Here is a 14164-nt window from a genome sequence, read left to right as displayed (position 1 = left end):
GAGGCAGGCATGCCCATCGAGGTTGGAATGTTGAAACTCGGGGCACAGTTGGAGCCGACCTCGTTTACTGGCATGGCCAGCGAGAGCCGGCTGGAGACGGTGCTGGCCGCTGACATCACCGTGGTGGACCCCGGCTGGCTGCTCATCGGGCGTCAGGTGCCTACGGCGTTCGGCAAGTTCATTGACCTGCTGGCGATCGACGCCGAGGGTCAACTGATCGTGATCGAGCTGAAGAAGAACCGGACGCCGCGCGAGGTGGTGGCCCAACTTCTCGACTACGGCTCCTGGGTGCGGAACCTAGTGTCCGGTCCTCAAAAATCTCGCACGTTTCGATGGCTGCAACACATTGCCACTCAATGCTTTAGGGGATGGTGACTCAGTCGAGCACTTCCAAGTCAGGACACTAGAGGACGACGAGATCGCCTTGACCTTCGGGGCGTTCGTCAACAAGGACCACCCCGACCACCCCGACCACCAAGCCACATCGCTTGACGAGCGATTGCCACATGACCTGTCAACCCACCCCACCCGTTAACCAGCCGACGGAGAGTTCGAAGAGGGTTCGGCTCGGGGGGCCGAACCCAACTCCCACAGTTCGGCTCGCGTCCCCGAGATGGGAAACGAACCGAGAGCGCGGCGGTAGTGGTCGTGTCAAGCGTTGGCGGCACGCCACGCACCGACTCCTCTGCCCTTCCTCTTAGGGTCCAGACGCTCCAGCAGGAATGCCTCGATCACTTCATCGTGTTCGGCAGGCGGCACATGGATCACCTGGTGCGGGAGTACCTCGTCCGCTACCACACCGAGCGGCCGCATCAGGGGGTGGGGAATGTACCGCTGGGGTTGGTGGGGCACCAGCAGACGGGCCAACCGGCAAGACTGGCGGGCACAGTGCACGCGGGCTCGGGGCAGGCGGTGCCACGTAGGCGCACTGTGGCAGAAGCACTCGGGTCGACACGGCAAGCCGGGGAACTGGCCTGCCGCGAGCGGCTGGGTGGGCTGCTGAGGCACTATGGGTGGCGGGAGGCGGCGTGAGGTTCCAGTTGGGAATCGCCGATGGAAGTGGTGTGCGGAGTATTGTACAGGGAGCGTAGGTCAATCGGATCGTTCGCCGAGTACTGCGCTATCGCGCCGATCGCGCTCTGCCGTCAATCCGCGCAGTTGCCGCACATATCCGCGAAGGATCTCCTCCCCGCGTTCATTGGTATAGCGATTCTCTTCCGTCGGTGGATACTGTTCTCTGAGAGTCGCACAGCGTTCTCGAATCGTGTCTAGCAAGTCGTCCGCAAGAGGGCGTGTAATAAAGTCATCCCAGTCCCATACATCGCCAGCGCCATCGAGGAATCGCTCGATAATGGCCGCCACCTCTTCGTAAGTCATGACGTTGCGACGCCGACTCAAGCGTGTCGCGAGCGCGAACAACAGGAGTGCAATCCCGACCGTCATTGCGCCTACCGCGATCCAAGTCCACACGGGCGTCTCCACATGGAAGTCTCGTCAGTCAACGGGGCTCATCATTGTTGCACGCGACTCTACGGATGTTGGATAGTACGCCTCCGCGTCAGAAAGGACAAGCGCCGCTGATCTGTCGCATCCCGGAACGAGCCCAGTCGTGTTGGAGGGATGCATCCGGAACACTTGATCGCGGATGCTCATTTGAGACATCGACATCGACCCCCGTCGCCGGCTGCGGTTGGTCGCCCTCCATTTCGAAGAATCCGAGCAGCCAGGCCAGGTACGCAAGAATGCCACCTCCAAGGAACAATCCTGATTTTGTTCCGAGTGGGTACAGGAGCAGAAAGTGCCAGTGGAGCCAAGAGCGCGAGTTGCCCATCACTGCGCGAAAAACCACCTGTGCTGGAAAGAACCCAGCGCCGCGACCATACCAACTCCATCCGAACCGGAGGTAGTTGTTCGAATTGAGCCATCCTCCCTTCGTAGCAAAGAAGCGACTGGTCGGCCCGAAGACTCTGGCTCCGATCGAGAGGGCATGCGGGGCAATCGCGACACCACCTGCCAACAGCATCATGAACGCTGCCGTCCAGATCAGTGCCTCGACCGTGACCCCAAGTGACGGGCTGATGTCATAAGCCTGCCCGATCGCCCCATAGTCGTAGTTGCGACCGAACTTCTCCCACCGCCAGTCCCAGTTCCATGCGCTTTCGGCGATGGTTCCGTACGTGTTGACGATCGATCGACCGGTATCCCACAGACTCCCCGCGAACCCCTTGATCCCGCCCCAAATCTCGTCCAGGAACCCGAGCCCAGAGGGATCAGTCCATCCGATCCCGCTGCCGATCCCATACCCGTACAGGTTCATCGAGTCCACGTACCCCGCCGGGTCGCGGTTGAGCCAGCGGAAGGTGACCGCGTCGTAGAACCGGAAACGCACCGCGTACAGCCGCGTCGGCTGGTCGTAGCGGTAGCCGGACCAGCCCACCGTGCTATCGACGCCCCCGCCGGAACCCGGGCCGGGGGTGGAGAGGTGGCCCTTGGGCAGGGCCGCGATAAACGTCGTCCCCCGCAGCGTCTGGTCCGTCGAGTCCACATCGCCGTCCCGGTCGATGTCCAACTCGGAGCGGTAGGTCGAGCCGGTGATGGGCACGCTGCCGGATGCGATCAGGTCATCCAGCGCATCGGCATCGTCCTGATCGAAGTCACCATCACCGTCGAAGTCGTGCTTGGGGTGGTGCCGCGGCTCGCCCCAGGCGTCATACGACACCCGCTCGATCACCGCGCCCGACAGATCGAGGATCGCCACGGTGCTGAACTGCGGGTCGGTCAGGTGGTACCAGGTCGAGTCGAACGAGTCGTTGTAGTCGCCATCGGCGTTGCCATCCTCGCGGTGGAGGAGGATGTCATCGATGTACAGCGCGCCCCACACGTGCTGGACGTGGCGATCCACGGTTGAGGACTGGGCCGACCAGTCATCATCAATCCGCTCCTCCAGCACCTGCCACGCCGGGCTGTAGTACAGCACCCGCTGCTGATTGAGGGTGTGGGTTGAGTCCTCGGGGTCGAGGTCCACCCGCACCAGCACCCGGTGGTGCAGGGCGTTGTACTGGTACTGGGCCACGGGGTAGGTGCTCTCACCCTCCTCGTGGTCGATGGCGATGAGCCGATTCCAGGCGTCGTAGCGGTACTTCACAAGGCGGGAACCGCCGCCGGGCGTGTCATCCGTGCACGTGGTGTTGCCGTTGAGGTCGTACTCGATCTCGATCTCATCAGTCCCATCGTTGTCCGTGTCGCGGCCCAGCAGTTCGTTGGCATCCGAGAAGTTGTCGCGGTCCTCGATCTCGTCCGCCTCGTACCCATCCGCCCCGTCCGCATCCGTCTCGATGCGGCGGAAGTTGTTCAGGATGTCCTGGGTGAAGCGCTGGGAATCCACCTTCTTGGTGAACGTCGAGCCGTCCCACAGCCCGCGCTCCGCCTCCTTCAGCCGGTAGAGCGGGTCGTAGTCGTACTCGTGGCTGCGCTCCTGCGCGGCCCCCGGCCGGGCGTCGTAGGCGCTCAGCACGTTGCCCACGCGGTCGTAGGCGTAGGCGTACTCCACGATGGGCGGGATGTTGGGGACCGACCCGGAACTGCCATGCGCGCCGAAGGCGGCATCCGTCCAGGCGTGGCGCGTGATGCGGCCAAAGCGGTCCAGGCCGCCGTACTCGCCCTCGGGGTTCGTGCCGTTGTGCTTGAGTTTGTACGACTGGACCACGTCGATCCAGTCGTAGGTGACCTGGGCGTGGCCCGAGAGCCCGACATAGTCGTACACGGCGATGACCGGCGGCGTGCCCGTCGCGCCCCGGCGAATGCGGTGCAGGCGGCTGATCACGTCGTTGACCGAGCCGGTGTCGCCGTAGGTGTAGCCGATCTTGTTGCCGTCGGGGTACTTGATGTCTGAGACGCGGCTGTAGTTGCCGGAGCCGGCGACGGCGGTGGTGTAGGTGGGGATCACGTTCTTCGAGGCGCTGCCCCCGGAAGTCACCACGTCGCCCACCGGCTCCTGCCAGAACTTGTCGATCTGCCACAGCGTGGTGTAGGTGAACTTGACGGCGTTGATGACCGCCTGGCTCCCCCCGCCGTGGTCGGTGTAGGAGCGGGCGAGGTCCAGACGCCCGAAGTCGTCGAAGGTGTACGCCAGCGCATTGATGGTCGTGTCCACCGGGCTGCCGCCGGGGATGGTCACCTTGTCGAGGGTCAGACGCCCGAGTTTGTCGCGGGTGAGGAAGTGCTCGGTCTTGTTCTGGTCCTTGCGGTAGCGCGGCTCGCCCAGGCGGTTGTAGGAGAAGAACACCGCGTAGTCCGGCTCGGTCTCGCCCGTCTCGTGATCCGGGAACACGATCTTCCGAAGCAGGTCGTTGGAGGCGACCAGCGAATCGCTGCTCCCCGTGCCCTTGGTGACGCCGAAGTGGTACTCGGTCACTTGCACCGTGTCGCCCTCGCCGTCGGGCTGGTGGGCCAGTTGCTTGATGACCTTGTTCTCAAGGTCGTAGATGGTGCTGATGACGCGATCAACGTCGTCGTTGAGATTGGCGGCTTCCCAGCGCCCCAGCGTGGCGCTCCACGTCACCGTGGCGTTGACGTACCCATCGATGGTGGCGACGGTGCGGGCCAGGTCGTCGTAGAGGGACTTCGAGATGGTGTTCTGCGGATCGGTGACGGTGTCCACCAGCCCTCGCGCGTTGTACGACAGGGCGGTGACCAGTTGGTCGCCCGTATTCCACACCGGCGGGCTGGCCTGGTTGACCGTGGGCGCGGTGCCGCCCGACTTGAAGCCCGTCTGGTTGGTGCCGAACTCGGCGGTGCGGATGAGGCGGTCCGCCGCGTCGTAGTACAGGGCGTGGAAGGTGGCGATGGCGTACTTGGCATCGCCTCCGGCCAGCGCGCTGAGCGCGCCGGTGACGCTCGTGGAGGCGTCGTGGGTGCGCACCCAAGTGGTGTCGAGGTCGGGCAGGCCGCGGCGATCGGTGCCGCTGGTGATGTAGCGCGTGGTGCTCTGCTCCAGCACCACGTCGCTGGTCAGGACCGAGGCGTGCGAGGCATGCACATCGGCGTAGTTGCCCGCCGCGCCGGGGGCGGCATCGCCCCGGCGGTCGGTGACATAGGTGCTGGTCACGCGTCCCAGCCCGTCGTAGGTCACCTTCGTGCCGGGCGAGTTGGGAGCCCAGGCGCCGACCACGCGGGCGGCCTCATCGAACCAGCGGTGGCTTTCGAGGAACGTCGGTGATGACTGCGTCGGGTCGATGGCCACGCGCGTGCGGTAAGGCAGCCCGCGCTGGCTGTAGCTGGTTTCGGTGTAAAGCCCGCGCGTGGAGAGGTTGCTGCCCACGCCCGTGCCCCCGGCGTTGGAGTTGAGCGCCGATTTGATCGCCCGGTCCAGGTTGTCGTACTCGACGTAGATGTGCGGCTTCTCGGGCCGCTCCACCTTGAAGGCGCGGTTGCGGGAGTCGTAGGTGATGATCGTGTCGCGCACGATCTCATCCTGCCCGCTCATCTCGCCGGAGTGCTCGCGGATGTACGTCAGGTTGCCGTCGCCGACCTTGGAGACCGGCTGGCTCGACTCGATCTGGTGGTCGTAGAAGAACTCGACCACGGTCTCCAGGTTGGCGTCCGAGGTGCCCGTGCGGATGGCCGTCAGCCGGTCGAGCGCATCGTACACGCGGCGGGTGATGGTGCCGGTGACGGCGATCGTGTCCTGCGGCCGGCCGAGCGTGTCATAGGTGAAGTTGGTCTCGTGGAAGGCGTCACGCGCCAGGTCATGCCACACGCGCTGCGACTCGACGTTGCCGTGGCGGTCCTGCTGGACCGTGGCCCGGGCGAACTCGCTGTCCAGCGTGAACGCCGTGATCGCGCCGTTCTGGGTGTGGTAGTCTGGGTCCGCGCCCACCGCGAACTCGCTCTCGCGGAAGATGCCGCCCGAGCCGGTGCGCCAACGGGCCACGATGGGGCCATCGGCGCTGGGCGTGGAGCCGCCGCTGAGGATGTGCGGCAGACCCATTTCGACGGGGTAGAGGATGCCGGCGCGCTCACCGGAGGCATCACGCCGCAGTTCACGCACGAAGTACTTGTTCACGCCGCTTGGCGTGGTGACCTTCCGGGGGCGACCGAGCAGGTCGTAGGTGATGGCGTACGCCAGCGAATCGCCATCGGCGTGGCGATCATTCCACGAACTGTAGTTGGGGATGTTGGTGTACGCGCTGCCCGACGGTTTGCCGGCCTTGTCGGCGTTGTACTCCGCCGTGGCGATCAGGCCGGTCATCGCATCAAAGGTGAAGCCGTCCATCCGGTCATCGGCGGACTTGCGCCACACCAGGTTGCCCTCGGTGTCGAAGAGCCGGTAGATCGTCAGCGATCCGCCCGGCCCGTTCTCGCCGACGAGGCCCGCCTCGATCGTCATTTCGGTCCAGGCCAGCGTGCGCCCAGAGTGGAAGCCGTAGTCGAGTGAGATGAGTTCGATGTCATCGGCCGCGGAGGAGCCCGCCACCCGGTAGAACTTGGCGCTGGTGACGAGGTGATCCTCGCTGCCCGTGCCCCAGGTCAGTTCCCAGATGGTCTCCAGCGTGTTGGAGCCATTGCCCTTGCGGACCCCAAAACTCTCCACGCGGTGGGCGCTGTTGATGGTGTACTCGTACACCAGCCCGGCCGTGGTGCTGGCGGCGTAGGTCCACTTGGTGTCGGGCGAACCCGCGGAAGATGGCGTGTAGGACGAGGTCGCCGAGGGCATCATGATCTTGGTCAGGTGCCGCGAGGAGCCGGTGAACTCGAAGTGCCGTACCCAGCGCAGGGGCGTCGTGCCCGGCTGCTCGATCACCCGATTGATGATGTAGTACGCCCCGCTCGACACCTCCTCGGCATCGAAGTAGGAGCGGCGATGCAGCACATGCGTGCTCTGCCCCTCGTCGTACACCAGGTGATCGATGCGCGTGGTCTTCCATCCCGCCAGGCCGACCGTGCCGCTGAGGTAGGTGTACTCGTACTTGACCGACTCCGCGCCCGACCCGGCGCAGCCGCAGGCCGCCTGCAGGTGCTGCACCTTGACGCGCTTGTCGCCGGAGGTCTCGTACTCCGCGATGACCTTGGACGCCAGGTTCAGCAGCGTCTCCTCGCGGATGGTGCTGAAGACCTGCTGCGCATCACTCATCGCCAGCAGATCCAGCGCCTCGACCGAGAGAACCCCGATCTCGGCGGGGTTGTCCTTGTAGCGCTGCTGGACGAACCACTCGATCTGCTCGGGCAGGATGACCGCCTTGAGTTGATGGGCGCTGCCCTTCTCCAGGAACCCATCGCCATCGCCCCCGGAGCCGGGATCATCGCTGGTCTCGTTGGCCAAGCCGCCGTGATAGCGGTACTGCGTCACCCACTCGCGGTAGGCGGGTGCGTTGGTCTCGGATCGATCCACCAGTTGGCGGTGGACCACCTGCACGAGGTCGCCCTCGGTGCCCACGGCGTCGTGGTAGCTGCTCGTGTCCGTGATGTAGGTGTAGGCGACTCGCTGGGTCTCGAAGTACTGGCCGCCCGCGTTGCGGCGAATGACCCGCACGCTCTTGACGCGCATGTCCGCCTGGGCGTCGTAGGTGATCTGGACTGTCGCATCCGCATTGGCGGGGCCGGTCCCGTTGAGGTAAATGGCCTGCAGGTACTCTTTGTCGTTGGAGTCGGCCCGCCAGTCGTAGACCTGCTTGTTGCCGTACGCGTCCCGGCGTTCCTTGATGAGCAGGTCGAAGGGACTCTGGTCATCGTCATAGAAGTCGATCTCCCACGACCCCGGCTCCGTGAGCGTGAAGAGGCCGCCGCTGGCCGTGATAGACTGCGTCGATGTGCCGCTGGGCAGCCACTTGCTGCTGGTCTGGTTCCAGGAGAACCGGATGCGCCGCCCGTGGCCCGCATCGAGTTCCAGATCCTGCGGATCGCCCGCGCCGACGCGGCGGAGGGCATAGAAGAGGTTGAGCGACCAGTTCTCGCCCACCATGCCACCGCCGCCATCCGGTGAGGCCTGGCTGTTGCCCGGATGACTGGAGTACGAGCGCGTGAGATAGAAATCCGGGCCTGGCACCTGCACGCGCAGGTCAGTGATGGCTTCCATCTTGTGGCCGTAGACCGGATCGACCGGAACCATCAGCGGGCCATCGCACATGTCGCCGGGAGGCGTCTGGCCATCTCCCCACTCACGCCATCCCGGCGCTTCCTGGATCATGCCCAATCCGCCCTCGCCCGTCTCGGTGGGTGGGTTCTGCGGCGGCAAGTTCCAGCCCGGCGGCAACTGCCGCTGGCCGACTCCGCCCCCGAGGCCGATCATCAATGGACCTTCGAGACCACCCGCATCCGGGTCTTGGCCCGGGGGCGCGGGCGGCGGGATGAACTGCCGGATGTCGTTGTTGAAGTCGGGAGGCCAGCCGCCGCTGCCGCCGTCACTCCCACCATCACCGCCACCGGGCGCGATCGGGGGGAACTCGCCGATGCACGGTTCGCACGTCGGAAGCCGCTCGCTCCACCATCCCTCACCCGGCGGACGCCATCCGCCCGATCGCGGATCGCGGTAGTCGCCATCGCAGTCCACCTCGCCGAGGATCTCATCGACCTCATCGGGTGTGAGCACGCGCGCAAAGACATGCTCGGCCCAGTTGACGTACTCCCAGCACATGACTTCCGAGCCGGTGATCCACGGCTGACTGAGCCAATAGAGAATCAGCGCCAGACGATCCTCATCATCAAACTCGTACGGCGGGTCTTCTTCGCGGGCGCACAGTTCAGACTCGGCCATGAACAGCAGGAGATCATCAAGATCACGGTCGGCGTCTTCGTCGCGATCAACTAGGAAGGTGTCGCCGCCCTTGGAATAGGGCACGTCGCCAGGGAGCATGTCGCACACGCGACCCGAGATCTCCGACGCCTCCAGGAGATCCGCCAACTCCCAGTACCGCATCCGTCGGCCGAAACGCGACTGGATCGCCCGATGTCCGGCATCGCACAGCAGAAGACCCTCGGGGTCCATCGTGGGGGGATCGCCGTCCAGACAGTCCGGTGAATCAAGCCACTCGACCGCGAAGATCTTCAGAAGTCCCAGCACATCCTCAACAGTCCACGTCCGCGCGCTGTTGGCATGCATGGACAAACCGCAATACCAGAGGATGTCGTCGCTGTCCACGCCGTCACCATCGCGGTCGCAGAGGAAGTCGCCCGAGTCCGAGTTGCCCTCATCGAACCAGTCGAAGTCGATGTCGAAGAGGGTCTTGTAGTTGGTCCCGCCCGTGGTGGACTTGCGATGGATGCAGTGGTCCGTGGCATCGAATCGCCACTCGTTGTAGACGAGGAGGATCTGCTCGGGCGTGTAGAACTCTTCCTCGACCGCGTAATAGCCGGTCTCCGAGGCGATGAGTACATCGGCCCACAGCAGGTCGCACCAGTCATCCGGCGCCCAGTACTCCAGACCATTGACCTCGCGCATCTCGCCGGATCGCGCCGCGGCTGTCCCATTCGTTCCGTTGGCCGCAGGTTCTCTGGGCGCGACAAAGGTCGCCGCCACCACACCCACTCCCGCCGCCGCCACCATCGAGCCCGCCAGTCCCCTGATTCCCAGCGTCATTCAACACCCCGCGTTCCCGCCAGCGTTCACGCACTTGTGCCCGCCGACGCCCTGAGAAACCCGCTACCCCTGATGGTCTACCCCATCAACACGACAACCATCACGCATCCGATGCCTTGGCCGACTCGCAGCGAACCACCACGCGCACCGGCTCCTTCCACCCATCCACGAAGAAACTGAGCGTGCGCTCGTTGATGCGCCCCGCCTTGCGATGCGCCCGCATCCGCACTTCGATTTCTGTTGTCGCCCCCGGAGGAATCAGCTCCGATGGGACTTCCGCCGCCGTACACGTGCAGGTGGAACTCACGGAGGTGATCCGGATCGGTCGGCGGCTGGTGTTGCGCAGCGTGACCGACTGCCGGTTCGTCGAACCCGCTGCCACCAGCCCAAGATCAACGCGCTCCGGCTCGATGCGCAGCGGAGCCATCGAGGTCAGACCCAACCCCGGCGTTGACATGTCCTGGCCGGCGCGGCGGGCCACGGCGCTCGTCACGGAGAACGCGACGAAGGCGGCCCCCAGCGTCAAGATCACGAAGAGAATGCCGAAGGCCGCCCGCCTCGAACGAGGGGGTGAGTGCGAGGGTGCCTCGCAGACAACCTCCCGATTCGTGACGGGGTTGCCGCACCCGGAAACCGAAATCGAATGCATGCCGTTCCCTTCCGCTTGGAGCCACCGCGCGGTTCTGACCTCCGACTGAAGACGTACCGGATGTCGGCGGTGGGGAACGGATCACCGGCATCCCAATGGCGGGCATCTTGCGGATCGGCGTTCCTGCTGTCAAGAGGCAGGATGCTGCGAAGTGCAGAAAAATGTCCACTCGATACACACGCATACGGACGTGTTTCTCCCCTTCACGGGACAAACACACAACGCACGGCGTCACCGCCGCGTTCTCGATGGAGCAACACCTCTCCGGGGATGACTTCCATGTCGCAGTCATGGCGACCGTGGCCGTCCGTGGCCCCGGAGAGGTTCTATAGAGGAAGGCGCTCGCCGAAGGGTCAGCGTGACAAACTCGTGAAGTTTTTTTTCTGCGGGCGGTGCGAGGGCCGGCGGCGGGTTGAACCGCATGGTCCTGCCCAAGGCGCTGCCCGTGCCCCCTGACGGGTATCGTTCGGCAGCCCGGCCTCGCGTCCGGGCGGTATCCGGTGGAACGAGGGCTCTCACCATGACCATCGATCGCGAGACCGACGATGCTCCCGACCGTCCCGACGGCGACCATGTAATCCCCGAGATGCTGGCCCTGAGCGACCCCGTTCACCGCCGCCTGCTCATGCGCCTCTCGCTGGGTTCAGCCACCGCCGACACGCTGGCGGCGTTGGTCGGGCTGGAACTGAGCGAAGTTCAGCGCGGGTTGGAGCACCTGGTCGAGATTCGCCTCGTCGTGCGGCAGCGCGAGGGCGTCGGCCACGAGATGTTCTATGACCTCGACCCGCGCGCCGCCTTCACCCCGGACGGCGAGTTCACGCGCATCGTCATCCGCTGCGACAACGGCATGCTCAGCGAGATCGAACTGCGCGTGCTGACGGCGGAGTGGATGTGAGGCGGTGAAGTGACTCTCGTCGTGCGCCGATGCGAATCCGGTGCCACGCCGCAACTGGCCGCTTCGACACCCCCCGTTTATCGCTGGAACCCGCTCGGGACTGGTCCTGCCAGCCCGATGAGCGCCAACGCATCCAACCCCGTCCAGCCGGTCGACAGTTCACCCGGGCACCACAAGTCGCGTCCCTTCAGACGTGACTCGCATGCGTCGCCGCGCGCCTGGGTTGGCCGCATCGCCGTGGATGCGGGGCTCCAGCGCCGGGTCGCTCGGCAGCGTTGCCCGGGTTTGTTTGGTGCGCAGCCCGAGTGCGGAATCGACCGGACGCCCATGATGCCGGGGGAGCGGCATCCACCCTGGAATCGCCGCGGTTCTCATGGTGGCTCATCAGGCCACGCGGCGTCAGCGGTCCCGTCAGGCCGCTGAAGCGGGTCTGGCTACCCGCCGGGAGCGTTCCGTAACCGTTCTTGTTGCAGCGGGATGAACGGACCCGAAGCCCGCAGGACGAGGAAAAGCCCCGACCGCGCCGGACGGTGAAGGCGGCGCGGCCGGGGACGAGAAGACCTGGATTGTCGAAGCGAGTCACCGTCATGGCCGGAGCGTAGCGGGGGTCGCGCGGTGTGTTTCCACGTTGTGGAAGATGGACGGCTACCATTTTCGGCAGCGGCGGCGAAGGAGCCACGGACGGCGCATGCCGCAGACACGGAGTGTCACCAGCCATGATCGAATCTGGCATTCAACAGCGCGTCGAGCGGCTCTGGGCGGCGGTCCATGCCACCGTCACGAAGGATGTCACCACGCTTCGTGGCAGGACGTGGCGCACGGATCGATTCGTCGGAGTCGACTTCGATTTCACGGGCGGCAAGACGCCTGCCGACCTTGAGAACGAACTGCACCTGACGAACTTTCATCTGGCTCATCTGCGCGATCACGTCAAGGCATGGGCTCGACGCCGCGGTGTTGGCGCGGAATGCATCGACGCGCGCGTGAGAGAGTGCCGCGCGATCCCGATCATCATCGACCTGACGAACCGAGACAAACACGGCGGAGAGGACAGGGCGGGAGGGTGGTCCCGACTGGGGCCAACATTGCGCAACATTCATCGCCAGGCCGTGATTCGAGTCGGTGGTGGGTTTGGCCGTCGGGTCGTCATGCGCGGCGGGATGGATGGACGCGTGTCGATCGCGGGCGATGGCAACGTCACGGCAGTGACGACTGCCGATGTGGTTGATTCTGACGGGAACCTCATCGGCGACATGCACTCGCTGCAGGAAACAGCGGTCGGAGAGTGGCAGCGCATCATGCGTGAAGAACTCGGCATCACACTCTGAAGTGGTGCCTACAGCGAGGGATTCCGCCCCAGTCGCGCTTTCCGCCGGATTCGTCACTGCCCGTGCCAAACAGGCCTTGCCTCCATGCGGCCTCCTGAGGTACCCCAGCGTCGCCGGGGGCGTTGGGGCCGGGGGACCAGGAGGCACGCATGACGACGACGACGACCACACAGGCGCGGGCCGCACGCCACCGCCACGCCAATGCGGTGCGCGACGACGACCACCTGCCGCGTCCTGGCGGCCCGCCGGTGACGGTCACCCCCACGCCGCCCCACGGCCACGACGGTGGCCCACGGGCGCGACCCAAGCCCGTCCGCCGCTACCCGCCCGAGGTGCTGACCGACGCCGAGGTGGCCGCCCTGCTGGCCGCCTGCCGCGAGGACTCGCCTGCGGGCATCCGCAACCGGGCCCTGCTCACCGTGCTCTACCGCGCCGGGCTGCGCATCACCGAGACGCTGGCGCTGCGTCCCATCGACCTCGACCCCCGCAGTGGTGCCATCCGCGTGCTGCACGCCAAGGGCGGCCGGTCGCGCATGGTCGGCATGGACCGCGCCGGCTTCGAGATCGTCGAGCAGTGGCTCAGCGTGCGGCGCGGCCTGCCCGTCACCGATGCCGACCCCGTGTTCTGCCTCATCAACGGGCGGCCGATGGCATCGTCCTACGTGCGCGTGTTCCTGCCGCGTATTGCGCGCCGGGCGGGGCTGGTGCGGCGCGTGCACGCCCACGGGCTGCGGCACACCCACGCCGCCGAGTTGCGGCAGGAGGGCGTGGACATCGGGCTGATCTCGAAGCAGTTGGGCCACCGCTCGATCGCGACGACGGCGCGGTACCTGGACCACATCGCCCCGTGGGACGTGGTCGCGGCGATGCGGGGGCGGGAGTGGTGAGGGTGACGCAATGCAACGACCGAAGCCACAAGCCCACGGTGGAACCCGAGTGCGACGCCTGAAGTCACTCGGGCCATTCGAACCTCGGCCGGATGATGCGGGTCTTGACCTGCACAATGCGAGACGATCTGGGCCGAGGCACGAGCAAGCGCGGCAGCACTGTCACGAATCCCGCGGGGATTGCCGAAACATCTATTGGGAGCCTCACTCCCAAGAACCGACGCGCCTGCCCGCGAGTGCGCCTGTATGTGAACCGATCTCCCCAGACCTGTCCGCCCGGTAACTGGATTCGGTGCTCCCTGCTGAGATCCACGAGGTAGGGACGAGTCAACGTCCCAGGCCCATCAAACAGGTGCAGCATCACACCGATGCCGTCTGCCCGTTCATTGACTGCGACAACGTGTCCCCAATCTGTGGGGGGCGTCGGAGCGGAGAAACACTGGTCGATTTGCGGTCCAGAGTGAACGAATCTGTCCACCGCGCCTCCATCGCGAATGAAGGAACGCACCGCGTCAAACTCCGGTTCGTCGCCAGACACCGGCGTTGGGCGGGTGGTGAGGAAGTAGTGGAACGCGATCTTGGCGATCACTCGAAAGTAGAGGTCTGTGACGTTGAATAGAATGCTCACACGGACTCGCCGTTGTCCTGCTTCGATCGAGGGCAGTTCCACGGATCGAAGACTTGGCCAGTAGGCTCGCATCTTCTCGATGTATGCTGAGTATTGATCGTGTTGGCAACTCAAGCGCGCCTTCGTGATCGGCTGTGCGCCTGTGGTGCGCAAGACCTTGAGAATACTTCTCGCCGACATCTCCGGGCGCAACTCGACAGTGT

Annotated in this window: 7 protein-coding genes; 4 read left to right on the top strand and 3 right to left on the bottom strand. The window is 65.2% G+C overall.

All coding sequences use genetic code 11. The annotated features are described in order from the left end of the window. Positions 1–27: 27 nt before the first annotated feature. The gene (locus tag HRU76_04050) at positions 28–375 is read left to right on the top strand and encodes a DUF91 domain-containing protein (protein QOJ19088.1); all 348 of its coding nucleotides are present in this window, start codon (positions 28–30) and stop codon (positions 373–375) included. Positions 376–1092: 717 nt separating this feature from the next. Here HRU76_04050 and HRU76_04045 read toward each other — a convergent pair. The 3 genes from HRU76_04045 to HRU76_04035 form a co-directional block, all read right to left on the bottom strand. Beyond that, positions 1093–1470, bottom strand: coding sequence for a hypothetical protein (locus tag HRU76_04045; protein ID QOJ16806.1), 378 nt, complete (start codon positions 1468–1470; stop codon positions 1093–1095). A gap of 88 nt (positions 1471–1558) precedes the next feature. Then, positions 1559–9574 carry a hypothetical protein gene (locus tag HRU76_04040; protein ID QOJ16805.1) on the bottom strand — a complete coding sequence of 2672 codons (8016 nt, stop codon included), beginning with the start codon at positions 9572–9574 and terminating at the stop codon, positions 1559–1561. 100 nt (positions 9575–9674) lie between these two features. Beyond that, entirely contained in the window at positions 9675–10223 is a 549-nt protein-coding gene (locus HRU76_04035; GenBank protein ID QOJ16804.1) for a DUF1573 domain-containing protein, read from the bottom strand. Between the two features lie 520 nt (positions 10224–10743). On the opposite strand from HRU76_04035, the gene HRU76_04030 reads away from it, so the two are divergent. The 3 genes from HRU76_04030 (at position 10744) to HRU76_04020 (ending at position 13333) form a co-directional block, all read left to right on the top strand. Further along, positions 10744–11118 (top strand): winged helix-turn-helix transcriptional regulator, encoded by a 375-nt coding sequence (locus tag HRU76_04030; protein QOJ16803.1) that lies wholly within the window; start codon positions 10744–10746, stop codon positions 11116–11118. Positions 11119–11834: 716 nt separating this feature from the next. Beyond that, entirely contained in the window at positions 11835–12446 is a 612-nt protein-coding gene (locus HRU76_04025; GenBank protein ID QOJ16802.1) for a hypothetical protein, read from the top strand. 149 nt (positions 12447–12595) lie between these two features. Beyond that, positions 12596–13333 carry a tyrosine-type recombinase/integrase gene (locus HRU76_04020; GenBank protein QOJ16801.1) on the top strand — a complete coding sequence of 246 codons (738 nt, stop codon included), beginning with the start codon at positions 12596–12598 and terminating at the stop codon, positions 13331–13333. The last annotated feature ends 831 nt before the right edge of the window (positions 13334–14164 follow it).

The organism is Phycisphaeraceae bacterium (assembly GCA_015709595.1).
GTDB lineage: Bacteria > Planctomycetota > Phycisphaerae > Phycisphaerales > SM1A02 > CAADGA01.
The sequence above is the reverse complement of the archived record's forward strand: the minus strand, read 5'-3'. Positions and strand labels throughout refer to the sequence as shown.

Bases quoted from the DNA above. Each gene is read 5' to 3' on its own strand.
- HRU76_04050 (QOJ19088.1), top strand. From the start codon at position 28: ATGTTGAAACTCGGGGCACAGTTGGAGCCGACCTCGTTTACTGGCATG.
- HRU76_04020 (QOJ16801.1), top strand. From the start codon at position 12,596: ATGACGACGACGACGACCACACAGGCGCGGGCCGCACGCCACCGCCAC.
- HRU76_04030 (QOJ16803.1), top strand. From the start codon at position 10,744: ATGACCATCGATCGCGAGACCGACGATGCTCCCGACCGTCCCGACGGC.
- HRU76_04025 (QOJ16802.1), top strand. From the start codon at position 11,835: ATGATCGAATCTGGCATTCAACAGCGCGTCGAGCGGCTCTGGGCGGCG.
- HRU76_04040 (QOJ16805.1), bottom strand. From the start codon at position 9,574: ATGACGCTGGGAATCAGGGGACTGGCGGGCTCGATGGTGGCGGCGGCG.
- HRU76_04035 (QOJ16804.1), bottom strand. From the start codon at position 10,223: ATGCATTCGATTTCGGTTTCCGGGTGCGGCAACCCCGTCACGAATCGG.